This window comes from Flavobacterium anhuiense (assembly GCF_050990855.1).
In the GTDB taxonomy this organism is placed as follows: Bacteria; Bacteroidota; Bacteroidia; order Flavobacteriales; family Flavobacteriaceae; genus Flavobacterium; species Flavobacterium anhuiense_C.
Window position 1 is genome coordinate 4049141 of record NZ_CP158861.1, and the last position, 26148, is coordinate 4075288.

Consider the following 26148-nt stretch of genomic DNA (forward strand, 5'->3'; position numbering starts at 1 on the left):
TCTACTTTCTAATGTCTTTTTTTTTCTTATTCTTTTTGTATTCTTTCATTCTTTCATCTGCGCCATCATCTATACCGCGTCCTTCGGGCATGGGTTTGTAGATAGAACCTTGTGTATTTGGTGTTTCTGGCCCTGTTTCAATCATATATTTTTGAACCATATTACCTCCTAAATGTTCAGAAAATCTTGGAAAAACATTTGCACTGAACGATGAAACCTGAGCTTTCCATCCCACGGGCACTATTTTTTTTGGTCTTAGCGATTTTCTTAAAACAGCATTAACAATTTTTTCAGGTTCGTCCATCATCGCCATTTTCGGTTCGACTCCTGTATAATTGGCTGCATGACGCCAAATAGGAGTATCAACTGCCCAGGGCTCGATCGTAACAACCTTAATATCATTGTAGCCATTGAGACGCAGTTCCTGAGAAAGGGCAAGATCTAAACTTCGAATGCCCGATTTAGTTGCAGAATAACCACTCTGATAAGCCAGCGGAATCTCACCCATAACGGATGCTACATTAATAAGTGTACCTTCTTTTTGTATTATAAACTGCTCAATCGCTGTCCTGCTCGAATAGAAAAACCCTTTCAAATTGACATCTATCACACGCATTTGATCCTCAATTGGAACTTCCCAAAACCGACCTACAGCTGTAATTCCAGCCATGTTGATCCATACATCAATTTTAGAATATTCTTTTAAAGCCACTTCTTTCACTCTCTGCAAATCTTCCTGCTTGCTGATATCCATTGTAACCACAACTGCTTTACCGCCGGATTTGCGTATTGTATCGGCGACTTCTTCCAGCAGCTCTGTTCGTCTCGCCGCAAGAATAACATTAGCCTTATATTTTCCGAGCTGTTCGGCAATACCGCGTCCCATACCGCTTGAAGCACCTATTATAACATAGGTTCTAGCAGCAATTTTCTTTTGACCAGCATTTCCCACTTTCCAAGTAGAACAACTTGTTATAAAAATGCAAAATACAAACAAAACAGAAAGTGTTTTTATTATCTTCAAAATAGAATTGATTTTCATAAATATGAGATGTAAAATTTAAAATCGAAGGCTTTTTCATTATGAAAATACGATGTATTTGTTCTTTCTATTTTATAAGATTCAATATTATAATTTGTAAAATTTCAATTCATAAAAAACTATATAACAACGCATTAAAAACACAAAATCTACTTTCATATTTTAATTGCGACAAAAACATTATCATCAAAAATTGACATAAAAAAACCAGAAATAATTTCTGGCTCTGGGCATAGTAAGTCTTTAATTCAAAATGTTTTCTGTTTATTAGCATCTGTATCCTTCAAAAATTGAATCAATCCCTTCATGTAAATATCCTGATCGTCGTACATGCTCATATGACTACCATTAGGGCAATACAGATAAGTGCCATTTTTTACTTGTGATGCAATCCATTTCATGTGTTCTGGATCCATAGTGTCATACTTAGCGCCTATAGACAATGTTGGAACCGTTAGTTTTGGAAGCTCTTTTTTAACATCCCATTTTTCAAGCTTCCCTGATAACCCAAATTCGCTTGGTCCCTGCATGGTAACATATAAAGATTGATTTATTTTGCCAAAGGATCTGTTTACAGGCTCAGGCCATTTATCTGCGTCTAGACGCAATATATGCTTGGTATAAAAGTGAGGCAACAGCAACTGCATATACTCGGGATTTCCAAAATCTTTATTCTTCTCAATTTCTCTAATCCTTGCCAATACTTTTGGTTCCATCTGCTTTGCCAATACTTCGTCAGCATATTTATCGTAATCAATGGCACTCATCATCATATTGGAAATAATAAGCCCTTTCAAATTCTGTTGATATTTAAGAGCATACTGCGCAGCGAGAATTCCGCCCCAGGAATGTCCTAATAAATAGAAATTGCTTTTATCCAGATCAAGAGCTTTGCGCACTTGATCTACTTCTTCAACATAACGGTCTAGATCCCAAAACGCAGGATCATTCGGATTATCTGAGTTCCCAGTACCTAGCTGATCGTAATAAATAAATTCGATACCTTCCTGAGGCAGAAAGCTTTCCATACATTCAAAATATTCATGTGTCGCTCCTGGTCCTCCATTTAATAAAAGCAGTTTTATTTTCGGATTATTTCCAATACGTTTGGTCCAAACCTTAAACTTTCCTTTTGGAGTGTTTATTTCTATGACTTTTATCCCTCCTGTTTTTAGGCCTACAGATGTGTCTTTTAAATAGTCACTAAGCGCTTCTTTTTCTATTTCTGTATTATTTTTATCATTACATGCAGAAAAAAACAGTACACATAAAACAGCCATAAAGATAGTTTTGTAAGCAGTCATAAATCTTTTACTTTAAATTAATATACTTTTTTGCCACTCTAAATGTAGTCAATTTCATGTAACCTTAGTTCTTTTGTTAGATGTTCGAGACAATTCTTAAAAATTAAATAGGAGCAAAAGATAAACTTTTGCTCCTACTCTCCACTAACTTAACTAACCTTATGATAAAATGGCTAATAGCCAGGATTCTGATAAGCTGCCTTTTCTTCTGCCGACATCTGCATCCCATCAAGCTGACTTGTTGGTATTGGTCGAAGATAATTTTCAGGCGAAATTGTTCTTGTAACTACCTTAACACTATGATCTTTCCAATCGTTTGGATTAGTAGCTCCCGCAATTGAAAATGAATTTCCGTATTGTGTCCATTTTTGTGTACGCACTAAATCATACCATCTGTATCCTTCTCCAAAATATTCTCTAGAACGTTCTGCTAGGATATAATCAATATCGATAACCAATGGAGTTGCAGCCGTCATTGCAGCACTATTATCCTGCGTTTTAACTTTATTGCCATTATTATCAAAAGTCCATTTTCCTGCACGAGCACGAATTACATTGATAAGGTCTCTTGCCGTTTTTCCTCCTTGTACACTAGCACCTTTAACAGCAGCTTCTGCAGCTACAAAATACAATTCTGAAAACTTAGCTACCGGAAACGGACGAGTGCTACTTCCGTTAGGAGAGCCTAAACCTGTTCCGTTGTCTGTTCGATAAGGTCCTAATTTCCAGTTTCCTGGGTAACATATTCTAGAAATCACACTTGGCTCAATTACAAAATCTGCTCTTCCTGGTAAAACTCCTGCTCCAATTGAACTATTAAATACTGAGTTCGAATAATCAATTCCAGGAGTGTCATCATTTAAAAAAGTAACTACTGCATCTCCATTTGCAATCGGAAGATAATTTGCATTGTATAACACTGGTGCAGTAATTCCTGCTTTTGCCCAGTTTCCACGATATACCGTGGTAAAGGTACCGTCATATCTCGAATCATTTACTTTGTCTGCAAATGTCTTTTTAAATACATCAATAGGAGGCGCCAACATGGTCCAAGGCCTACCCAAATGCTGTTCTGCTTCACGTTGTACCGAACTTACTGCCGCCCAACTGCTTTTGCTAGACGAACTTCTTACTCCGGTATAATTAAACTGTCCAAACCATCCTGCAAAATAATCGGTACTAAAACCTCCTCCACTGTAACTAAGATCACCACCATTATAAAGCGAACTGGTTTCTGTATGATCCGCATATAATAGCATCTCTTTATTACGGTCATTCTTTCCTACACTTAATTCATAAAAAGAAGAAACTAATCCAAAAGGACCTGGATTATTAATTGCTTCTACTGCCACATCATAAGCTTGCTGGTAATACCAAGCAGCATCATGCCCATCTAAATCTTTACGATCACTTGCTGGGTAAGTCGGAATATTATTTGGGTTTTCAAGCCACCATGCAAATGTCAGATATGCTTTAGCCAAATAAAAACGTGCTGCAGTTTTAGTGAGCCCTCCTGTTACACGTCCAGAAACAGGTAAATCTTCTATAGCCTTTTTTAAATCCGGGAAGATCGCCTTACTGTACACTTCAGGAACTGTATTACGAACAGAAGTTCGTACGGTAGAAGAATTAAATCTCAATTCGCCTGCTCCTAAATCCAACGGTACACCACCAAAAGTCTGAACCAACAAGAAATAATCAAAAGCTCTGAAAAATCTTGCTTCTGCAATTAATGCCGGAGATATGTCTCCAATTTTAGAAGCATTTTCTATTACACCACTTGCTGTATTAATATTTGGAAAAGTAGCCCCCCATACTATACCTGTGTTACTGGTCTGAGCACTAATCACACCAACTCCTGAAAAGTCTAAGTTCTTTACATTCCCATCCGAATTCTGTCCCCAAGTTGACTCATCAGTTGCAATTTGTCCTGTGTTTAAGAAATAACCACTTCCATACATATATCTCAGGTGACCATACATCGATGTTATTCCTCCCATTACACCTTCCTTAGTAGAAAAATAATCTGGGGTAAAAATTGCTCTCGGCTTTTCTTCCAAAATATTATCCGAACATCCTACCAAAAAAATTGAAGCAAATGCCGTTACAATACACTTTTTTACTATACTATGTCTCATTACTGTCTTTTTAAAAAATTATACTAAGTCCCAAAATCAAATTGCGCGACTGAGGCGTATTATATCCCACGGTTAATAAACGGCTTAAGTTTCCTGAATAAGCTACAGCCATATTTGTTCCATCATTTGCATATGAGTTTGTCTCAGGATCCATTCCTGATACTTTATGGTAAGGAGAATATATTACCCATGGATTTTGTATCGTACAGTAAAGTTTTAATTTTTCCATTCCCGCACTCTTGATCCATTGCTTATCCAAACTGTATCCAAGCGTAATTGTTTTTAGCTTAACAAATGAACCATCAAAATAACCTAAAGTAGAACCATATTTTGGGTTGTTGCTTTCTGTTGGACCACCTGGTTTTGGAAATTGCGCATCCGTATTTTCTGGTGTCCAATAATCAACATCAATTTGTCCACGTCTTCCATCATTGATATTTAAGTATCCATTAGAGCCATAAAGTGTACTGTTCAAAATACCTCCGCTTTGAAAAAGACCTACAACACTTAAATCAAAGTTTTTATATGCCACTCTAGTGTTAAAACCTCCTTGTAAATCTGGATCAGCATTTAAAACCTGTCTATCTGCTGCTCCAATCAATCTGGTTGGCGTTCCATCAGCATTGTAATCGCCTGTATAAGCCACTCTTATCATACCCGCTTGACCTGCAGGCCCTTCATATTGTTTTGCCTCAGCATCGGTTTGCCAAAGGCCTATTTTCTTATAATCGTAAATTACATTAAGAGGTTTTCCAACAAACCACCAGTTATTTTGATCTTCAGTCATACCTGAAGCAAGAGATACTAACTTGTTTTTATTGCTGTAGAAGTTAACACCAGCTTCCCAAGTCCATCCATTATAATTATCTAGAAGTACGCCATTCAGACTTAACTCCCAACCTTTATTCTGAGTTGACCCTACATTTCCTACATACGAACTAACACCAGAAGTTACAGGAAGATTAACACTCAACAAAAGATCTTTTGTGTCTGTAGTATAATATTCCGCCGTTCCAGATAATCGGTTATTAAAAAGAGAAAAATCAAGTCCGAAATTTGTCGTAATAGAATACTCCCAACCTAGCTCAGGGTTTGGCAATGTTGATACGTAATAACCTGTTGCATTTGTCGCTCCAAAATTATAAGGTCTTGTACTCAAATTTCCAAGGGTAGCATAAGGTGCCACAGATTGATTTGAAGTTTGCCCGTAACCTCCTCTAAGCTTTAATGCATTTATCCATGTTACATTCTTCATAAAAGATTCCTTATTAATATTCCATCCCACTGAGAATGCTGGATACGTGTGCCATTGATTAGAAGGAGCCAAGCGCGAAGAAGCATCCGAACGTACCGTGGCGCTTATCATGTAGCGATCTGCATATGAATACATTGCACGAGCCATATACGAAATCAAACCACTTTGAGTATACGTCTGATTACCGTTATTTATAGTAATATCATCATTATCTCCTGTTGAAGTCTGACCTAAATTAAAATATTGAAAGCTATCTCCTGCGATATTTCTTCTTGAAATTAAGGAACTATTGTACGTATCCTGTGCTGATGAATACATAGCCAACGCATTTATTTTGTGCTTTTGAGAAAAGGTATGATCATAAGTCAATAACGTTTCTACCGTCCAGCTTGTAGATTGCGAATTACCAATAGAAGCCACATTTGGATTATCCGGATTGGAATTAAAAACCCCAATACCAGTATAGGTGCCAGAATTGCTAGTTCTGTAATTCCCTCCCAAATTCACACGAGCTTTTAACCCGTCGATTGCTGGTATTTTTAATTCACCATAAATAGAATTGTAAGAACCAAAAGCTTTGTTACTATCTGCCCACTTATCACCCAGATTTCTCATGCTTTCTCTTGTGTATACCCAATTTTCGTCTTGCGGCATTTTTACCGTTCTTTTTAACGATCCATCCTCATTATACGGATTAGCAATTGGAGACATACTTAAAACACCGTACATTCCAAGACTTGCACCATCAGTTATACTGTAATTATTATTGGAAGAAAATCCAATCTTAAAAATACCGATTTCCTGATCTAAAGCTGCACGAATCGAATATCTATTATATTCCGATCCCGGAATTACAGCTTCATCTTTATAATAATTCACACCAACATTATAATTTCCATTTTCTGTTCCCCCTGTAACCGCAATATCATGATTCGTTACAATACCCGTTCTATAAAACAGATCTTGCCAATCTGTATTGACATCATCAGCTTCATCAATTCCGTTAACAAGATTTTTTCCTGCTAGCTTACGAAATTCAACATATTTAGGCCCTTCCATCATAGGATATTTTACAGCGGTTTTATATCCAGTATAGGTATTATAAGCGATTGAAGTTCTCTGTCCTTTAGTTCCTCTATTACTTGTAACCAAAATTACCCCGTTTGCACCTCGAGATCCATAAATAGCCGTAGCAGATGCATCTTTTAATATATCAACACTTTTAATATCTTCAGGGCTAATATCTGCTAGAGTTCCAGAAAAAGGAATACCATCAAGCACCACGAGAGGATCATTACTAGCTGTTAATGAACGTGTTCCACGAATACGAATCTGCATAGCCGCACCCGGTTTAGTAGAAGTCTGTGTAATCTGAACACCTGGAAGACGTCCCTGCATTGACTGGGTAATGTTTGCAGAAGGAACCTCTCGTATTTCGCTTCCTTTAATCGAAGCAACAGAACCTGTAACCGCTTCTTTACGTTGCGCTCCATATCCAATCACTACAACTTCTTTCAAATTATTGGAATCTTCCTGTAGCGTTACATTAATTTTTTTCTGTCCATTGACTCCAATTTCACGGCTTGTAAAACCCAAAAAACTAAAAACAAGTACACCATTTGAAGGTACTTCAATAGAATAAGTCCCATCGAAACCAGTGCTAACACCACTTTTGGTTCCTTTTACATTTACGTTAACACCAGGAATTGGCCCCTTATCATCTGAAACTGTTCCCGTGACTGTGGTCTGTGCATTCGAATGAATCGAAAAGACAAACATTAAGATCAAAAAACCAAAGCTATTGAGAAGCTTTGATTGACTTGTAACAAAAAAGTTAGTCATAAAAATTGATTTAAATAATTAAAATATGGTTTATGGTTTAGTTAGCTTGTAGAACTTACTTTCAAAAAACACTAAGTTCTTAGAACAAATATATATCTTTTTTTAAAAAAACAATCGGTTGTGTAATTATTTATTTAATTATTATTCAAAAAATAACGCATAAAAAAACATTAACCATATTTTAAGTTTAAATTATTTGAATATAAATCAATAGACAGCTGCTTAATCTCCTTAAAAAAGATAAATTACAGCTTTAAAATTATCGAAAAAATAAAAAGGGGTTTAATTCAAAATAGGGTAAAAAAAACTTATTTTGAAAAAATAATACTATTAAAACAAAAACAAACAGCTAATTTTGTGTTATTTCAAGCTCGGAAAACAAAATTTTAACTTTAAAAGAAGCCGAATAAACAATCGGTTGCCTATTTTAATCTAATTTTCCTTTCCTTACTTTATTGCAACGCATTTTTAAAAAGAAGAATAATATCTTAGAAATATCTTTTTTTCCATTTTTAAAGATAATCACACCTTTACTATTAAAAAGAAATAGAGATTCCATAAAAAAGCCCGAGAATTTATACTCTCAGGCTCTATTTAGTGTTAAATAATAAAACTAACTTAATACCTTACTTTCAAAGCTATTTTTCCTAAATCATTTAATTCTTCCTGTCTGGTATAAATGACTCTTCCGCCTTGAGAGGTAACTTTCCAAGAGATAAAGCTAATAATATCTTTTTCTATATCAGGAAGATTTAAATCATCAGTAATAAGCAATTTCTCTTGATCTAATTTTACTGCAGGTTGAGAATAATCTTGATTTACAACCAAAAGCTCTCCCCTACCATTTATAGCCGCCTGGTAAATTTCCTGCAAATCAGTAATTACACCTCCTGCGCCTACAGCATCTTGAACCTCCGCTATAGCTTTAGTGCGATTTTCAAAAAGCAATTCTTTCACTTCTTTCCAAGCAGCCTCGCTTAATTGATGTGGTTTAGATTCGTTGTAATTCAAATCTACATGCGTTTTATAAATCTCCGGCAGATCAGCAACTTGCTTCAAAAGATCAAAATTACTACGTGTTGCTGCTACTACCACTTCTTGCTTATTTTGCTTTACAGCCTTGATAAGAGCTTTATCCACTTTATTAAAGTACTCTCTCAACATATTATCTCCTTGTTTTGCATCACTTGCTTTATCGGCATGTGTTATATAATGTGGTGTTTTAGCAAAAGGAAAATCTTCATTTCTAACTTCTCCTACGATATTTTCTGTCACTGCCTCATAAAGCTGCACTCCCCCAGCCGATAAGACAAGAATAAAATACTCTTCCATCCTATTTGACGCTTTAATTAGAGGACGAATCATAAAATGATCTCCTAGATACACTTCATTCTCTTGAACATTCCAAATACTTCTAATAACTTCCTCTGTATTTTCAGAAATAAAAATATGAAGACTTTCTAAATTAGCATTTATATCAATTTCATCTGTTATTCGAGAAAGCTTATCCAATAATTCAGCTCCAGGACGTTTACCATGCTTTTCAATCACTAATTCTTCAGCATCTTTAATAAATTTCTTAAGAAGAATTCGATCTTGTTCATTGTCCGGATGTGTACGATGCGTATTAAATGAAATTGTAATACATGGATTACCATTTTCCTCCCCAAGCTTTTTTAACTTTTGTGCAATATTCTCCATACTATTTAATCATTGATTATTAAAAATTATCGTTTTTTTATAATATTCTTACGTGAAATAAAAAAGAAAACTAAAGCCTCAAATACGCGGCTAATTGAATAATATTGTTGTTTACATTGACATTCCTGCCGTTTATATATTGATACATATAACCAACTTCTAAATCAAATTTTGGATTAAAACGCCATCCCAAAGAGGTATAGGCTCTATTCTGATCAAAAAATCCTCCATTGGTTAATGTTGGTGCGTTATCAAGATTTACAAAAAGTTCATCTTGCAGTGACACAAAAGCGCCATCGGTAAAATTTTCGGTTTGTTGTAATGGAAAGATGGTTCGCAGAAAATAACGTAAACGTAGAGAAAACTCAGAACCGTCATTTACCAATGATCCATTTTTCAAATAAGATTTACCAATAAATCGCTCTTCCAATCTAATACGATGCTGTAATGAAGTAAAATGACCACCTTTAAATCTTTGATTATAAATAAACTGCTCCCATATACGATGTTCAGGCACCATATCAGAAACCATTTCTACAACACGCCGATTTCCTACATAAGCATACCCTATGGTTAATACAATATTTTTAGAAGCATGATAATTTAATCCTGGGCGTATTATAAAGCTTTGCACGTGCTCCAATTCATCGGTACTCCTCAATTGTCCATCAAAATGAATACTAAACTTCTCATTCAGTTTATAAGAAGCAAAAACGGCTCCCCACCCCGTAAAAGTGTTGTCGGTCTGAGCAGAAACAAAAAAACTGCAGAAAAACAGGAACACTAGAAGCTTTCCTTTTCTTCCAAAATCAAATATAAAAACATCAAAAAAGTACCTCATATAAACTATTTACAAAAATTCAACTTGACCAGTATGAAGATCATAATATCCTCCGATTATTCTTATCTCTCCTTTATCCTGCATCTCTTTAAGTATCGAACTTTTAGCTTTGATAGTTTCGATAGTATGCAATACATTTTCCTTTGCTACTGCTTCTACATATGCTGCATCTTTTGAAGATTTTTCCCCTTTAAAGTCCTTTACTCGGGCAATAGCTGGCTTAATGTTAGCGAGCATAGGTGTAATATTCCCCAATTGAACATTGTCTATTGCCCCTTTAACAGCACCACACGACTCATGACCTAGTACAAGTATAACTTTTGCCCCCGAAACTTTACAGCCAAATTCAAGACTTCCCAAAATATCCGTATTAGAGAAATTTCCAGCCACTCTTGCAACAAATATATCTCCGATACCACGATCAAAGACATCCTCAACAGGAATACGACTATCAAGACATGACAGCACTACTGCTTTAGGAAACTGTCCTTCAATAGCATTTCGCACCATGGAAGAATGGTCGCGCAAGGTAAGATCGTTGTTAATAAAACGCTTATTGCCATCCTTAAGAGTAGTAATCACCAAATCTGGCGTAAGTGCATTCTGTTCAGCTGCACTCAAAACCTTTTCACGAAGCACAGGCTGATTTGCTAACGGCTTACTTACAGCACCATTTTCTAATTGTGCTGTGTCGGTTTTAGCAGTCTTCTCTTTGCAAGAAAATAAAGCAAGTCACAAAGCCAAGCACAGTAATTCATTTCTCATAGTAAGTGTTTTAGTATTAATATTTACTAATTTAGCAAATAAGAGGGCATCAAAAAACAACTTAAATATTAAATACCAATAACTTACAAAAATAAACTGTTTATTAAACTTTTGAAAAAAAACAAAAACCTTAATTGTCTATTTCTAATTTAGTTTAGACAATCTAAAGCAAGTTTAAATTGAATGTTTCAAATATTCTATACAAAAAAGAGCTAAAATGCCCTTACAAACATCTAGCTCTATCTTCTATCTTCTATCTTCTATCTTCTATCTTCTATCTTCTATCTTCTATCTTTTATCTTTTATCTTTTATCTTTTATCCAAGCTGGGTTTCCATCCGGAAAACAGAAAAGCCCATCCGATTTCCTATTTTTTTCAAATCCGGATTGGAAGTTTCCAAAACCGGCATAAAACAGAAAACCCCGTCCGATTCGGACAGGGTTTTTCAAAAGAAAGGCGACGACATACTCTCCCACATAACTGCAGTACCATCTGCGCAGGCGGGCTTAACTTCTCTGTTCGGGATGGGAAGAGGTGAGCCCCGCCGCAATAACCACCTTAAGAAGTTATAATTGCTTTGGGCAATCTTTTTAATTGTTAATTATAAATTATTAATTATCAATCAAACAATATTTTAACATACTGGGATAAAGAAACATAAAAGCTTTTTTTTAGAAAGTTCTCTCCTCCCGATTGCTCGGGAGGAAAAGGGTGTGCATAAGCTTACGGATTATTAGTACTACTCGACTATGACATTACTGCCTTTACATCTGTAGCCTATCAACGTGGTCATCTTCCACGATCCTTAAAAGAAATCTCATCTTGTGGTGGGTTTCGCGCTTATATGCTTTCAGCGCTTATCCCTTCCAAACGTAGCTACTCTGCGGTGCCCCTGGCGGGACAACAGATACACTAGAGGTTTGTCCAATTCGGTCCTCTCGTACTAGAATCAGATCCACTCAAATTTCTAACGCCCGCAGTAGATAGAGACCGAACTGTCTCACGACGTTCTGAACCCAGCTCGCGTGCCACTTTAATGGGCGAACAGCCCAACCCTTGGGACCTTCTCCAGCCCCAGGATGTGACGAGCCGACATCGAGGTGCCAAACCCCCCCGTCGATATGAGCTCTTGGGGGAGATCAGCCTGTTATCCCCGGCGTACCTTTTATCCTTTGAGCGATGGCCCTTCCATGCGGAACCACCGGATCACTATGCTCTACTTTCGTACCTGATCGACCTGTATGTCTCTCAGTCAAGCTCCCTTATGCCATTGCACTCTACGCACGGTTACCAAGCGTGCTGAGGGAACCTTTAGAAGCCTCCGTTACTCTTTTGGAGGCGACCACCCCAGTCAAACTACCCACCAAGCACTGTCCCCCACATCGCGGGGTTAGGCCTCAGATAAACAAAGGGTTGTATTTCAACAATGACTCCAAAGCGCCTGGCGACGCCCCTTCACAGTCTCCAACCTATCCTACACATCATTTATCCAAGGTCAATACTAAGCTATAGTAAAGGTGCACAGGGTCTTTTCGTCCCACTGCGGGTAAACGGCATCTTCACCGTTACTACAATTTCACCGAGCTCATGGCTGAGACAGTGTCCAGATCGTTACACCATTCGTGCAGGTCGGAACTTACCCGACAAGGAATTTCGCTACCTTAGGACCGTTATAGTTACGGCCGCCGTTTACTGGGGCTTCAATTCAATGCTTCTCCGAAGATAACATCTCCTCTTAACCTTCCAGCACCGGGCAGGTGTCAGGCCCTATACTTCATCTTGCGATTTTGCAGAGCCCTGTGTTTTTGATAAACAGTCGCCTGGACCTCTTCACTGCGGCCCCGATTGCTCGGGGCGACCTTTCTCCCGAAGTTACAGGTCTATTTTGCCTAATTCCTTAGCCATGAATCTCTCGAGCACCTTAGGATTCTCTCCTCAACTACCTGTGTCGGTTTACGGTACTGGTTCTTACTGCCTGAAGTTTAGAGGTTTTTCTTGGAAGCCCTTAGGCGCACTATCTCTTTGTCCGAAGACTCCGAGTACTATCGTATTTCCCCAAAAGATGTGGATTTGCCTGCATCTCTTATAGGTAGGTACTTCAACGAACTATTCCGTCAGTTCGCGGCGCTTTCATCACTCCGTCACCCCATCACAGCAATAAGAAGTACGGGAATATTAACCCGTTGGCCATCGACTGTCCCTTTCGGGTTCGCCTTAGGTCCAGACTAACCCACAGCTGATTAGCATAGCTGTGGAAACCTTAGTTTTTCGGTGTGCGGGTTTCTCGCCCGCATTATCGTTACTTATGCCTACATTTTCTTTTCTGACCGGTCCAGCATACCTTACGATACACCTTCTGCCCTGTCAGAATGCTCCCCTACCACTTTGCATCACTGCAAAATCCATAGCTTCGGTAATATGCTTATGCCCGATTATTATCCATGCTCGTCCGCTCGACTAGTGAGCTGTTACGCACTCTTTAAATGAATGGCTGCTTCCAAGCCAACATCCTAGCTGTCTGGGCAGACAAACCTCGTTCTTTCAACTTAGCATATATTTGGGGACCTTAGCTGATGGTCTGGGTTCTTTCCCTCTCGGACTTGGACCTTAGCACCCAAGCCCTCACTGCTGGGAAACATTATATAGCATTCGGAGTTTGTCAGGAATTGGTAGGCGGTGAAGCCCCCGCATCCAATCAGTAGCTCTACCTCTATATAACTATCCTCAGCGCTGCACCTAAATGCATTTCGGGGAGTACGAGCTATTTCCGAGTTTGATTGGCCTTTCACCCCTACCCACAGGTCATCCGAAGACTTTTCAACGTCAACCGGTTCGGTCCTCCACTGTGTGTTACCACAGCTTCAACCTGCCCATGGGTAGATCACACGGTTTCGCGTCTAACACTACTGACTAAAGCGCCCTATTCAGACTCGCTTTCGCTGCGGATCCATGGCTTAACCACTTATCCTTGCCAGCAGCGTTAACTCGTAGGCTCATTATGCAAAAGGCACGCCGTCACCCCACGAAAGGGCTCCGACCGCTTGTAAGCGCATGGTTTCAGGATCTATTTCACTCCGTTATTCACGGTTCTTTTCACCTTTCCCTCACGGTACTGGTTCACTATCGGTCTCTCAGGAGTATTTAGCCTTAGCGGATGGTCCCGCCGAATTCAGACAGGGTTTCACGTGCCCCGCCCTACTCAGGATACCGCTATCCATTACGCTCGTTGCCCATACGGGGCTGTCACCCTCTATGGCGCTCCTTTCCAGAAGCTTCCGGTTCCTTGCGCATGAAATATCGCGGTCCTACAACCCCAGCAAGGCCGTAACAATGCTGGTTTGGGCTAATCCGCGTTCGCTCGCCACTACTTACGGAATCACTTTTGTTTTCTTCTCCTCCGCCTACTTAGATGTTTCAGTTCAGCGGGTTTGCCCACCTATCGGTGTGCTATATCTTCAATATAGCGGGTTGCCCCATTCGGATACCTGCGGATCGATCGGTGTGTGCCCGTCCCCGCAGCTTTTCGCAGCTTATCACGTCCTTCATCGCCTCTGAGAGCCTAGGCATTCCCCATGCGCCCTTATTTTGCTTATTGCACCAAATCATAATTTAATATGATCCGTTTTGTTTTGTTTTCCTTATGCTTTCGCTTAAGAAAAACGCTTTCTACTTTCTTATTATTTTCTTATCCCAATATGTCAATGAACTTTAAAGCTTACGCTTCCGTGGAGAATAACGGAGTCGAACCGTTGACCTCCTGCGTGCAAGGCAGGCGCTCTAGCCAGCTGAGCTAATCCCCCATTTTTTTTAAAATTCCAAATTTTTAAATTCCAAATTCCAAAAAATAAGGATTATAACCTCTAGAATTTCCTGAATCAGGTTTTTAGTAGTCCCGGGCAGACTCGAACTGCCGACCCCTACATTATCAGTGTAGTACTCTAACCAGCTGAGCTACGAGACTCTGTCTTCTTGATTCCTTATCATTTTTTTTTAAATTAACAGCAAGAGCAATACAATTTCGGGATTCCGAACCTCTGTCGGCATCTTATTTCCCAAGCGTGCCCAACGGCTAACACTCGGGCTCTAGAAAGGAGGTGTTCCAGCCGCACCTTCCGGTACGGCTACCTTGTTACGACTTAGCCCTAGTTACCAGTTTTACCCTAGGCAGCTCCTTGCGGTCACCGACTTCAGGCACCCCCAGCTTCCATGGCTTGACGGGCGGTGTGTACAAGGCCCGGGAACGTATTCACCGGATCATGGCTGATATCCGATTACTAGCGATTCCAGCTTCACGGAGTCGAGTTGCAGACTCCGATCCGAACTGTGACCGGCTTTATAGATTCGCTCCCCCTCGCGGGGTGGCTGCTCTCTGTACCGGCCATTGTAGCACGTGTGTAGCCCAAGGCGTAAGGGCCGTGATGATTTGACGTCATCCCCACCTTCCTCACAGTTTGCACTGGCAGTCTTGTTAGAGTTCCCGACACTACTCGCTGGCAACTAACAACAGGGGTTGCGCTCGTTATAGGACTTAACCTGACACCTCACGGCACGAGCTGACGACAACCATGCAGCACCTTGTAAACTGTCTTGCGAAAGATCTGTTTCCAAATCGGTCAGTCTGCATTTAAGCCTTGGTAAGGTTCCTCGCGTATCATCGAATTAAACCACATGCTCCACCGCTTGTGCGGGCCCCCGTCAATTCCTTTGAGTTTCAAACTTGCGTTCGTACTCCCCAGGTGGGATACTTATCACTTTCGCTTAGCCACTGAACTTGCGCCCAACAGCTAGTATCCATCGTTTACGGCGTGGACTACCAGGGTATCTAATCCTGTTCGCTACCCACGCTTTCGTCCATCAGCGTCAATCCACCGGTAGCAACCTGCCTTCGCAATTGGTATTCCATGTAATCTCTAAGCATTTCACCGCTACACTACATATTCTAGTTGCTTCCCAGTAATTCAAGTCCTGCAGTATCAATGGCCGTTCCACCGTTGAGCGATGGGCTTTCACCACTGACTTACAAGACCGCCTACGGACCCTTTAAACCCAATGATTCCGGATAACGCTTGGATCCTCCGTATTACCGCGGCTGCTGGCACGGAGTTAGCCGATCCTTATTCTTACGGTACCGTCAAGCTCCCTCACGAGGGAGTGTTTCTTCCCGTACAAAAGCAGTTTACAATCCATAGGACCGTCATCCTGCACGCGGCATGGCTGGTTCAGGCTTGCGCCCATTGACCAATATTCCTCACTGCTGCCTCCCGTAGGAGTCTGGTCCGTGTCTCAGTACCAGTGTGGGGGATCTCCCTCTCAGGACCCCTACCCATCGTCGCCTTGGTAAGCCGTTACCTTACCAACTAGCTAATGGGACGCATGCTCATCTTTCACCGTTGTGACTTTAATTGGAAAAGGATGCCCTTACCCAATGCTATGAGGCATTAATCCAAATTTCTCTGGGCTATTCCTCTGTGAAAGGCAGATTGCATACGCGTTACGCACCCGTGCGCCGGTCTCAGGTTCCGAAGAACCCTACCCCTCGACTTGCATGTGTTAAGCCTGCCGCTAGCGTTCATCCTGAGCCAGGATCAAACTCTTCATCGTATATTTTAATATTATATATTCGACGCCTTCTATCGGTTCTTTTTCGAATCTCTCGATTCTACTGCTCTTATTTCTTTTGTCCCGCTGTTAAGCGGGACGGCTGTCAATTCAATATATCTACGAACGTGTCTTTTATTCCTTCATCGCTTGTTTCTCAAAGCGGGTGCAAAACTAAAAATTCTTTTTGTTTCCTGCAAGCAAAACCTGAAAAATTTTGAAACTTTTTTTTCGTCTCATTTCTTCCGTTTTTCTCTCAGTATTTTTAGGAACGTTTTTCGCTGTTGCGGGTGCAAAAGTAGAACCTTTATTTAGATTTTCAAGCTTCTTCAACGAGTTTTTTTCAATCTTTTTCCAATCTTTTTCATAACTCATTGATAACATTAAATTTAAATTTTAAAACTTTTACAAAAAAACAAAGACTTTTCTTACTTTAACATACTTTTTAGTAAAAATGTCCTATTATGAAACATTGAAAACATTCTTTCTTCCGCAAAAACTTAAAGTTAATTATCGCAATAACTCCATTTTTATTACAAGATAATGCTCAAAAAGGCAATCCCGTTGTTTTTCTCTTTCGAAAATCTATTCTCAGATTATGAAACTTTTCCTCTTGGGTCGTCAATATGCATTTTCAATATGTCATAACGCACTCCTTCTCTATCCAATATTCTCACTTCCCTCACCACTGTACTTAATGCAGTTAAAAATGTTTCCGAATTTTCGTGACGCTCATATGCTTCTTGATCTCTCCATCCTTCCAAAAGATGAAAAGTATTCCCATCTCTCAAATCCTGTGAGAAGGCATAATAAATACAACCTTCCAATTTATTCGCAGCAATCATTTCAGGAATAACTGCATCTATAAAAATCTGCCTATCCTCTGGATGAACTTTATAATAAGCACTCACAGTTATTTCCGTCGTTTGTGTTTTGTCGTGACTTGTAGAAGTTCCTACTTCAATATTATTTTTCATTTCGGTTCATTTTTAATTATTAAATCAATTTCGAAACATCATCTTATATATATGTGACAAAATCTTCAAAAGGTTTACGCACTTTTTCATTCTTAAGATTCCAATCGTTTTCTATATCTCGATACCCTACAGCTAAAAGCATGGAGCTCCTAAGGCCTTTAGAAGGTAAATCGAAGAACGCATCCAAACTGGCAGCATCAAAACCTTCCATTGGTGTTGTGTCAATTCCTTGCGACGCCGCAGCAATAATAGACATACCTAAAGCTATATGAGCCTGTTTTGCGGCGTGATGAAAATTCTCTTCAATACTTTTATTTCCGAAAAACTGTTTGGCAAAATTCCTCTGTCTCTCATAAGAAGTGGAGTCAGTATTTCGCTTAGCAATTAAATGATCAAAAACTTTATCGATTCTTTCCTCTGTATATTGATCCCAAACTGCGAAGATCAAAAGATGTGATGATTCAGTAACTGGAGCCTGATTCATTGCAATAGGCAAAATCTGCTTTTTAATTTCCGGATCAGTGACCACAATAATCTCATACGGCTGCAGTCCTATTCCCGAAGGAGCCAAATGAGACGCTTCTAAAATGATGTCAATTTGATTTTCTGGCACTTTCTCTCCTGTCATTCTTTTGGTTGCGTACCTCCAATTTAATAGCTCTATTATATCTTTCATTATTTCAATATTTAAATTAAAAAATTCCTAACTGACCTAAAAGCACTGTTCCTGCACTATAACAATGGAAAGACTTTATTTTTCCGTTTTCGATTTTAAAAACATCACAACATGGTACTTCTATTGTTTTTCCCGTCGGATCAATTGTTCCTGATGAAAACTGTAACGGTCCTTTATGTGTTCCGTTTAGCGATAACTCCACTATTACCGTATTTTGATCGTCCAATACATAAAGTTCATATAGTTCTCTATGCATATCTGGAAAAGCGGTTGCATAAACATCGACAGTCTTTCCTATATCTTCTCCATAATATTTGGTTCCCCCAGATACATCCCAAAAATAACCGTCATCTGCAAAAAGCTCTGTAAATGCTTTTGCATCTTGACTTTCTGCCACACTATAAAGTTTTCGGATTAATTTCTCGTTTTCTGAATTTAAATTTACAATTGAAGCTTTCATAATATTCTTTTTAATGGTTGTTTTGACTTGATTTTTAATTTTATAATGTTTGTTTCTTTTGAACATTACAAAGTTGCGTCTAATCCAAAACCTGTACATTGATTAGAAATAAGTAAAAACTTGATCTAGATCAAGAGCTTGAAGTGGAAATAAAAAAAGGAGCTTCAAGAGCTCCTTTATGTTTATGTTTATTTTTTAAATTATTTATTTGCAACTACAACTAAGTGATTTCAATACCATACTTAAATATTATGATCTAATAATCTTTGCAATTTCTTTAAATCCTAAATTTTCTGCGTGTTGCAAAGGTGTTATGCCATCGTGATCCGAAATATCCATTTTTGCACCTGCATCTTTTAATATCTGAATAATCTCTTGGTATTTTTTAGTTCCATCTCCTAACACAACGGCTTCCATCAATCCTGTCCATCCCAAACGATTAATATGATTTATAGGAAAACCTTTTGTGTTTGCCAGCAGTCGCACCGTTTCTACGTGCCCACGTTCGCAAGCTGGAATTAAAGCTGAACCATTATATCGATTAAAAACATCGAAACGGGCTCCATTAGCTAAAAATAATTTCAGCAATTCGGTTTGTCCGCTTGCTCCAGCATACAAAAACGGACTATCCAAGTTATCCGCTTGCTGATTAACATTTGCACCATGCTTTACTAAAAGTTTTGCCATTTCAACATTTTTGTTATTTGTAGCAATAAGCAATAAGGAACGTTTGCTTTTGTCTGTTGTATTGACACTCGCACCGTTCTGCAACTCTTTTGCAGCTGCATCAATATTGTTTTCCTGAACGGCTTTTAAAATATCTTTTTCATTCGTCATTTCTATTCTCAGATTTTCTACGGGTGAAGCCTGATAAGAGCTGAGCATCAAACCCAAGGCTAAAACAAGCAATTTCATTTTCTTCGATTTAAATTAATACACAATATTTCCTTTATAAATCAATGATTTTATCGGTGAAATTCTTGAAACTGCTTCTGCAGAGCAACTAGCATCAATTAAAACAATATTCGCCTCATCACCTATTTTGGGCCATTGCTGCATACCTTTGTCATCTAAAGGTTGGACCTGCAGTTGCTAACTTCAACATTCGAGACAAACCGAATTCAGAGCTTTGCCCATATATTTGTGCAGCCACATTTGCCTTTTGCAATACACTGCCCGTTCCAAATGTGTTCCAATAATCTACGATGCTGTCGTTTCCTGTCATTACCGTTACGCCATGTTTCAGAAGAGTAGGAATAGGCATTGATCCGCTAAGAGGAATGGTAGAAACAATACCAACTTTCGCATCCGCTAATTTTTCTGCGATAGCTTCCTGATTATTTTTATCTAATGAAGCCAAAGCAAAGGCATGACTCACAAAAGTTTTACCTTTTAAAACAGGGTTTTCGTTTACTTTTTTAATTAAATATTCGATGGTATCTTGACCAGATTTTCCAGATTCATGCAAATGAATGTCAATTCCTTTTTTATTGTCTAATGCTAGCTGAACAGTCGTATCCATTGTTTTTTCAATTGCACCATCAACATTGGTAGGATCGAGACCGCCAATGAAATCGATATTCATTTTCGCTGCCTCTTTCATGTATGGCAATGAATCGGTGTAATATAATCCGTGTTGTGGGAATGCAACTAATTCGGCGCCAAAACTATCTTTCTTATTCTCTAAAGCGACTTCCAGATTTTTTAGAGATTGTAATTTAGAAGTAGGTTCAATATTGACATGACTTCTTGCAAATCCAGAACCATTCGATTGCAATAACTCGATTAGCTTTTCGGCCTTATAAGTAGAATTTTTGAGCAACTCAGGCATTATTTTCTGCTCTAGCTCGATCATTCCTTTAATTCCTCCTGTACGGCGCACTGCACGCCATTTTTCAGCATAAAGCGTTTTATCTAAATGGATGTGCATATCACGAAATGACGGCAACATCAATAAACCTTTGGCGTCTATCGCTTGAGATTGTGGCTGATTTGGTTTTATTGCCTTTATTTTTCCATCGGCGATTTCTACCGTAAAAAGCTCTGTTTTTGTATCAATTACATTTTCTCCTTCGTATTCAAATCCTGTTTCTAAACGGACATTTTTTAAAGTATAGCTGTTTGCTTTTGTAGTCTTGCTTTGTTCATTTAATTCTCTCTCAGCTCCATGTAAAACTCCCGGTAAAAGAGACAGTCCTGCAAAGCCTAATGCAGAGTTTCTAAGAAAATCCTTGCGGGATATCTTTTTCTGGTCCATAATTTTCTTGATTTAATCTAGTTTCAAAGTTAATGATATAAACTTAGAGAATTAAACTAAAGTCAATTTCAAAGTTTAGATTGTACCATTTGATAGTTACAGCAAGAATAATTCATAAAAAATATTCAACGAGTGCAAATTGAATTAAAGACATTTAATTGTACCGCCATCTACTCTTAAAACTGCCCCACTAATGTAATCGGCATAAGTACTGCAAAGGTAGGCAACGGCAGCAGCGATTTCTTGCGGGTCTCCAAATCTTCCCGTGTCGTTAGGTATAAGTTCTTGAACGGCTTTATATTTGATTTCTTCCAAATCGGTTCCCCAATTAAACTTTGGTGCAGCATTAACCAACCAGTCTTCTACCATTGGGTTCATAATCGCACCCGGAGAAACTACATTTGAAGTGATTCCAGAATCTTTTAATGATCTTGCTAATGAAACCGACATATTATGTCTTGCAGCAAGAGTCGCGTTATAATGCGGTTGCTCCTTAATAGGCTGAACTGCCAATCCGCCTCCAACATGAACTATTCTACCCCAGCCCATTTTTTTCATTTGTGGCACAATGCGCTGCACCATTCTTACATAAGAAACAACATTATTATTATAAATCGTTCCCCAATCTTCTGCAGTGGCTTCTCCCCAAGTTTTATGAGAAGTTTCACCTGCATTGTTTACCAAAATATCGATTCTTCCATTGGCAAGAGCCTGCTGTGCGATTGCATCTGCACCTTCATCTGTAGCAAGATCTCCAATGGCAATCTCTGCCATTCCTCCGAAAGCGACAATCTCATCTTTGACTTTTCCTGCGCGTTTTTCACTGCGACCGTGTACAATTACATGTGCTCCTTCTGCTGCTAAAAATTTGGCAACTGCTTCGCCTAATCCTGAACTTGAACCCGTAACGAGTGCTCTTTTTCCTTTTAATTTTAAATCCATTATTTCTATTTTAATATGTTTATTGTTTTGATGGTGCTTTACCAAATGCTTTTTTATAGGCATGCGAGAAGTGCGAGAGATCTGCAAAACCGAGCTCCAGATAAATCTCTGAAGGGCGCTGTAATTGCTGTTCAATAAGAAAACGTGCTTCTTGGAGTCTTTTTTTCACTAGCCATCTGCCCGGTGTTGCATTAAACAGCACCGCAAAATCTCTCTTGAATGCCGATAGACTTCTTCCAGTTAGAAAAGCAAATCTTTCCAGTGAAATATTATAACGATAGTGACCGTTCATAAAAGCTTCCAAATCCAGCTTTCCAGGATTGCTAAACTCAAAGAGCATGTGTTTTAAATCAAAATCTAGATCTGCCAAAATCAGAACCAGCTCTTTTGTCTTTAGCTTGAGCATCTCCTCGTCCAGTTTCCCACTTTCATAATAGGGCATAATACCGCTTATGAAATTTTGCAACAATGCATTTTCTTTTACCAATTTCACAGCTTCTCCACCGTATCGATCCCTAGTTTTAATATGGGATTCCTTAGCAATCTCCTGTAATGTATGTTGATCAATATGGAAGGCTAAAGATTTAAATCCATCAGATTCAGTTCGCTTAATATATTTAGCCAACTGATTTCGTTTAAAAAATCGACAATCTCCAGCTTTGAACGTGAATTTCTGATCTCCAATCCATACTTCATGACTACCGCTTATGATATAGCTGAAAATATGATCGGATACCAATGCTTCTCCCTGCGAATCATTTCCTTGATAATGATTCCGCACAAACTTTGGAGCTATAAGCGTAGCTTGTTTTTCAGTTTCTCCCATGATTTCTATTACATTTTTAGTATAACATTAATTCTGAGGCAAAGTTCCCTATTAAAGTCATAACCGACTTGGCTGAAAAGTCCAATTTTGTTTGTTTAAAGGTCCAATACAAATAATCAATTAAAACTAGAAAAAGGAACATGACTTACTACCAATAAAAAAAGCCTGAGAAATCTCTCAGGCTTTTTTTAGAACATAATTTACCAATTGTTATTTACTGAAATCATAACTGATTGCTGCTCCTAGACCAAATTGAAATGTTGATGCATAATCAGTAACAGCTACAGGACCCCAGTAGTAATCCCAATAGTAATCATACCCAACAGCTGCTGACATAGATTGTAGATAAGCGTGAAGGTTAATTGATAATGGTGAATTAGTTTTTACTTTTACACCACCTTTAATTTCCCACGCAAAATAAGTTCCACTACCACTTTTTGGAGTTTCAAGAATTGCCACTCCTAAACCCGCACCAAGAAATGGAAGTGCTTTTTGAGAACTTGACCCAAAATAATAGGTATAATCTGCTAAGATGTAATTAATTGCTCCTTTATCATCTCCAGCATTAACTTGAGTTCCAGCAGGAATAGGATTACCATTGTTAGGCAAATTAACTTTTGTGTATAAAGGCATACTTGTATCAAGCCTGTTATACTTTAATTCTATTGAAGCATTATCCATTATAAAATATTCCAGACCTATACCATACTCAAAACCATCTTCCACTCGACCGTATGAAGAATCAAAATCTACTCTATCAGCAAAAGTGTAGCCTCCATATAAATTAAGCAAAAATGACTGCGCGCTTTGAGCTGACATCGTCAATGAAAAGAAAAAAACGGCAACTAATAAATGATACTTTTTCATGATTTTTAATTTTAGTTTATAATAAATGGTTTTATTTTTCCCTAGTCTATCAGCTTACCTGAAAATTAGAGTTGCATTACTAAATATTTATTTCAAAGTTATCTTACAAAGGCCATTTTTCACAAAAATGAGATGCCTATTGTGTTTCAAATTATAAAATGAAACCATGTTATGTCGATTATTCCATAAAATACATTTAATATGAGAGATTTTTCCTTTATAATTTTTTAGCGGTAAATAATAACGAAAGTGTTTTTCAGCAACAGAAATCATAATTATTGTATCAATCGAAAAATAACGGACGGCATTTAGTTTAAAGAATGAATATTTACCTTTTACTTAAAATTGTACTTGGCCGCACAATGCTTTTAAACAAAAAAACCATGAAATCAGGTATTGCCTACTGCCCTTCACAGTAATAAATTTGTTGCAAAAAAAGCATGCGCATCATTAGTAAGGGATAAAATGACCATTTCTTAGAAATAGAATACCCTGAACTATAGATTTTTATTTTAAAACAATAAAAGAACAGCTGCTTTTAATTTTAAATATGAGTATTAATGCGTAAAATTTGAATTATTTAAGTAGCGTTCAGTGAGAAAAAAAAGCATCAGTAACTTCAACAAATGTTAAATATTAAGTAAAGCCCCGTAAACACTAATCATTTTGCTTATTTTTGTAATAGGTACTTCCGAAAAACAATTTTAATTTTCTTGCAGTTGTAAAAACATTTTCTGCAACTGCTCTAAAAAACATGAAATTTTATTTTTAGAAGTATATAAACATGTAATAACAAATAGCCCCAGACTATGAAAAAAATTACTTTAATGATTTGTCTGCTTTTTGCAGCAAGCGTAAACGCTCAACAGGAAAAAGGAATCATCGGATACACGAACTGGCTAGACAACTGGACAGAGTTTAAACCGCAAAAAGCCGATTCTAAAGAAGCTAACCAAATACTAGCCGGAAATATCACCGAGAATACAAAACTGATGAAAAAGAACGTATACATTCTTAACGGAAATGTATATGTAACCAATAATGCTGTTCTTACTATTGATCCAGGTACGGTAATTATTGGAGATGCTGCAACCAAAGGAACACTTATTATTTCTAAGGGAGCTAAAATCATAGCTGAAGGCCAAGAAACAGATCCTATTGTATTTACTTCAAACGCTAGCATGAAAAAAGCAGGCGATTGGGGTGGTTTAGTAATTCTTGGCGATGCTCCTATCAACAAATTTGGAGGTGTTGGCTCTTACAATATGGATCTGGATCCTACATTAACTGTTTATGGTGGAGATAATGTAGCAAGCAGCTCAGGAATTTTAAAATTTGTGAGAATTGAATTTGCCGGTAGAAAAGTAAAAGGAGCTGATAGTTTTAACGGACTTACCGTTGCTGGAGCTGGAAATAAAACCGTTTTAGAAAACATCATGGTAAGCTACTCTGGAGGCGATTCTTTTGCTTTTTACGGTGGAGATGTAAATGCGTCACAATTGGTTTCTTATAAATCTATTAATGATGATTTTAAAATCACTCAAGGAGCGCAATGCCGTTTGTTTAATTCACTAGCAGTGAGATCTTCTTATCTTTCAAGTAATAAAGACGGTTCAAGATGCTTAGAGGTTAAAGCTTATGAAAAGAAAAGCGAAACGGACTTTACCAGAAAATCAACTTTTGTTTCTGCTTCCAATCTTACTATGCTAAATGACAGTGAAAATATTAACGCTGATATTCAAGCTGGTCTAGTAAAAGAAGCAGTTTATGTTGCTGAAAACACTGGTTTGGAACTTAAAAGAAGTGTTGTTTCCGGTTTTAATCCCGCAGTTTTGTTAGACAGCCAAACTGTTGTTAATGGTGATAACTTGAAAAAAATCAAATTTGAAGAAATGTTTTTCAATCAATGTACAGGCAATATCTTTACAGAAAACAGAACCGATAATTCTGATCTGGAAAATTGGTACGGCAATAGCATTTTCTCTAATGTGCATTCGCAGACAGACAACAAAGAAGCGTTTGTAGACATATATAATACTAGAAGACCGGATTATAGATTGCAGTTAGGAAAAATTACAGCTTCTAGCGGCAAATAATTTTTCACACACATAAAGACAATAAAAAAGGAAACACCTACTATGGCTGTTTCCTTTTTTATTATCTCTTATTTAGCAAGCTTTATTTTTTTCAACATTTGAAATTTCTAATTTAACGACTCTGCTAAATTATATAAACCTCTGACCAAATTCTATAATTAAAAAAGTTACTGAGCCTTCTATTTTTGAATATCGATTTTAAATAAAAATGCAGTAACTAATTAGTATATGAAACCAAAGACAACTTTAAGCCAAAATTTTAATTCCGCTGAACCTTTTACTATAGGCTCTGAATCTACTTTTATAAATGAAGAAATTTATGCTCAAAAATCTCATACAGCATCAGTAATGGACTTATACCAAAAACATAATGATGAACCAGATTTTGACTGTGAGTTTCTACAAGCTATTGGTCACAACTATTCTGAAAACATCATTGACATTGAAACTGAGGAAGAACAAACAGATGATTATAATGATACCCACTGGGACGCAGCTATCTACGATCCCTATTTAGAATCTAACTACTATTAGTAGCAATTAGCATTTCCTATCGTGCTA

At 37.9% G+C, this 26148-nt stretch carries 16 protein-coding genes, 2 tRNA genes, 3 rRNA genes and 1 pseudogene; 2 read left to right on the forward strand and 20 right to left on the reverse strand.

From position 1 onward, the window contains the following. Position 1: 1 nt before the first annotated feature. The 20 genes and pseudogenes from ABTV69_RS17875 to ABTV69_RS17970 form a co-directional block, all read right to left on the reverse strand. Positions 2-997 (reverse strand): SDR family NAD(P)-dependent oxidoreductase, encoded by a 996-nt coding sequence (locus ABTV69_RS17875; protein ID WP_433831180.1) that lies wholly within the window; start codon positions 995-997, stop codon positions 2-4. Positions 998-1290: 293 nt separating this feature from the next. Then, positions 1291-2346, reverse strand: a complete 1056-nt coding sequence (locus ABTV69_RS17880; RefSeq protein WP_433831182.1) for a proline iminopeptidase-family hydrolase — start codon at positions 2344-2346, stop codon at positions 1291-1293. Between the two features lie 173 nt (positions 2347-2519). Next, entirely contained in the window at positions 2520-4484 is a 1965-nt protein-coding gene (locus ABTV69_RS17885; RefSeq protein WP_433831184.1) for a RagB/SusD family nutrient uptake outer membrane protein, read from the reverse strand. A gap of 10 nt (positions 4485-4494) precedes the next feature. After that, entirely contained in the window at positions 4495-7581 is a 3087-nt protein-coding gene (locus tag ABTV69_RS17890) for a SusC/RagA family TonB-linked outer membrane protein (RefSeq protein ID WP_433831186.1), read from the reverse strand. 618 nt (positions 7582-8199) lie between these two features. Continuing rightward, positions 8200-9282, reverse strand: coding sequence for a hypothetical protein (locus ABTV69_RS17895; RefSeq protein WP_433831188.1), 1083 nt, complete (start codon positions 9280-9282; stop codon positions 8200-8202). Positions 9283-9352: 70 nt separating this feature from the next. Beyond that, a complete protein-coding gene (locus tag ABTV69_RS17900; RefSeq protein ID WP_433831190.1) occupies positions 9353-10123 on the reverse strand; it encodes a DUF2490 domain-containing protein in 771 nt (256 codons plus the stop codon). Between the two features lie 9 nt (positions 10124-10132). After that, positions 10133-10744, reverse strand: a complete 612-nt coding sequence (locus ABTV69_RS17905) for a carbonic anhydrase family protein (RefSeq protein WP_433831192.1) — start codon at positions 10742-10744, stop codon at positions 10133-10135. Positions 10745-11339: 595 nt separating this feature from the next. Further along, positions 11340-11449: ribosomal RNA gene (rrf, locus tag ABTV69_RS17910) — 5S ribosomal RNA — on the reverse strand. 152 nt (positions 11450-11601) lie between these two features. Next, positions 11602-14484: ribosomal RNA gene (locus tag ABTV69_RS17915) — 23S ribosomal RNA — on the reverse strand. A 130-nt stretch (positions 14485-14614) separates the two neighbouring features. Beyond that, positions 14615-14688, reverse strand: a tRNA-Ala gene (locus tag ABTV69_RS17920). 87 nt (positions 14689-14775) lie between these two features. Next, a tRNA-Ile gene (locus tag ABTV69_RS17925) sits at positions 14776-14849 on the reverse strand. Positions 14850-14975: 126 nt separating this feature from the next. Next, positions 14976-16489: ribosomal RNA gene (locus tag ABTV69_RS17930) — 16S ribosomal RNA — on the reverse strand. Together the 16S, 23S and 5S rRNA genes with 2 tRNA genes alongside form the textbook arrangement of a ribosomal RNA operon. Before the next feature lie 593 nt (positions 16490-17082). After that, complete coding sequence (locus tag ABTV69_RS17935) at positions 17083-17463, reverse strand: putative quinol monooxygenase (protein ID WP_433831194.1); 381 nt, start codon at positions 17461-17463, stop codon at positions 17083-17085. 43 nt (positions 17464-17506) lie between these two features. Next, the gene (locus tag ABTV69_RS17940; protein ID WP_433831196.1) at positions 17507-18139 is read right to left on the reverse strand and encodes a nitroreductase family protein; all 633 of its coding nucleotides are present in this window, start codon (positions 18137-18139) and stop codon (positions 17507-17509) included. Between the two features lie 16 nt (positions 18140-18155). Continuing rightward, on the reverse strand, positions 18156-18599 hold the full coding sequence (locus tag ABTV69_RS17945; protein ID WP_433831198.1) for a nuclear transport factor 2 family protein: 444 nt from the start codon (positions 18597-18599) through the stop codon (positions 18156-18158). A 249-nt stretch (positions 18600-18848) separates the two neighbouring features. Beyond that, a complete protein-coding gene (locus ABTV69_RS17950) occupies positions 18849-19514 on the reverse strand; it encodes an ankyrin repeat domain-containing protein (RefSeq protein ID WP_433831200.1) in 666 nt (221 codons plus the stop codon). Positions 19515-19529: 15 nt separating this feature from the next. Then, positions 19530-20856 (reverse strand): annotated as a pseudogene (locus ABTV69_RS17955) (amidohydrolase). A gap of 144 nt (positions 20857-21000) precedes the next feature. Further along, positions 21001-21798 carry an SDR family NAD(P)-dependent oxidoreductase gene (locus tag ABTV69_RS17960; RefSeq protein WP_433831202.1) on the reverse strand — a complete coding sequence of 266 codons (798 nt, stop codon included), beginning with the start codon at positions 21796-21798 and terminating at the stop codon, positions 21001-21003. 19 nt (positions 21799-21817) lie between these two features. Beyond that, on the reverse strand, positions 21818-22624 hold the full coding sequence (locus ABTV69_RS17965; RefSeq protein WP_433831204.1) for an AraC family transcriptional regulator: 807 nt from the start codon (positions 22622-22624) through the stop codon (positions 21818-21820). Positions 22625-22834: 210 nt separating this feature from the next. Continuing rightward, a complete protein-coding gene (locus tag ABTV69_RS17970; RefSeq protein ID WP_433831206.1) occupies positions 22835-23491 on the reverse strand; it encodes an outer membrane beta-barrel protein in 657 nt (218 codons plus the stop codon). Between the two features lie 809 nt (positions 23492-24300). Between ABTV69_RS17970 and ABTV69_RS17975 the strand changes: the two genes are divergently transcribed. Both ABTV69_RS17975 and ABTV69_RS17980 read left to right on the forward strand, forming a co-directional pair. Further along, positions 24301-25587, forward strand: a complete 1287-nt coding sequence (locus tag ABTV69_RS17975) for a hypothetical protein (protein WP_433831208.1) — start codon at positions 24301-24303, stop codon at positions 25585-25587. A 228-nt stretch (positions 25588-25815) separates the two neighbouring features. After that, entirely contained in the window at positions 25816-26121 is a 306-nt protein-coding gene (locus ABTV69_RS17980) for a hypothetical protein (RefSeq protein ID WP_433831210.1), read from the forward strand. Positions 26122-26148: the final 27 nt, after the last annotated feature.

Coding starts and splice junctions, on each gene's coding strand:
- ABTV69_RS17880 (WP_433831182.1), bottom strand. CDS start 2,346: ATGACTGCTTACAAAACTATCTTTATGGCTGTTTTATGTGTACTGTTT.
- ABTV69_RS17885 (WP_433831184.1), bottom strand. CDS start 4,484: ATGAGACATAGTATAGTAAAAAAGTGTATTGTAACGGCATTTGCTTCA.
- ABTV69_RS17890 (WP_433831186.1), bottom strand. CDS start 7,581: ATGACTAACTTTTTTGTTACAAGTCAATCAAAGCTTCTCAATAGCTTT.
- ABTV69_RS17895 (WP_433831188.1), bottom strand. CDS start 9,282: ATGGAGAATATTGCACAAAAGTTAAAAAAGCTTGGGGAGGAAAATGGT.
- ABTV69_RS17900 (WP_433831190.1), bottom strand. CDS start 10,123: ATGAGGTACTTTTTTGATGTTTTTATATTTGATTTTGGAAGAAAAGGA.
- ABTV69_RS17935 (WP_433831194.1), bottom strand. CDS start 17,463: ATGAAAAATAATATTGAAGTAGGAACTTCTACAAGTCACGACAAAACA.
- ABTV69_RS17940 (WP_433831196.1), bottom strand. CDS start 18,139: ATGAAAGATATAATAGAGCTATTAAATTGGAGGTACGCAACCAAAAGA.
- ABTV69_RS17945 (WP_433831198.1), bottom strand. CDS start 18,599: ATGAAAGCTTCAATTGTAAATTTAAATTCAGAAAACGAGAAATTAATC.
- ABTV69_RS17950 (WP_433831200.1), bottom strand. CDS start 19,514: ATGAAATTGCTTGTTTTAGCCTTGGGTTTGATGCTCAGCTCTTATCAG.
- ABTV69_RS17960 (WP_433831202.1), bottom strand. CDS start 21,798: ATGGATTTAAAATTAAAAGGAAAAAGAGCACTCGTTACGGGTTCAAGT.
- ABTV69_RS17965 (WP_433831204.1), bottom strand. CDS start 22,624: ATGGGAGAAACTGAAAAACAAGCTACGCTTATAGCTCCAAAGTTTGTG.
- ABTV69_RS17970 (WP_433831206.1), bottom strand. CDS start 23,491: ATGAAAAAGTATCATTTATTAGTTGCCGTTTTTTTCTTTTCATTGACG.
- ABTV69_RS17975 (WP_433831208.1), top strand. CDS start 24,301: ATGAAAAAAATTACTTTAATGATTTGTCTGCTTTTTGCAGCAAGCGTA.
- ABTV69_RS17980 (WP_433831210.1), top strand. CDS start 25,816: ATGAAACCAAAGACAACTTTAAGCCAAAATTTTAATTCCGCTGAACCT.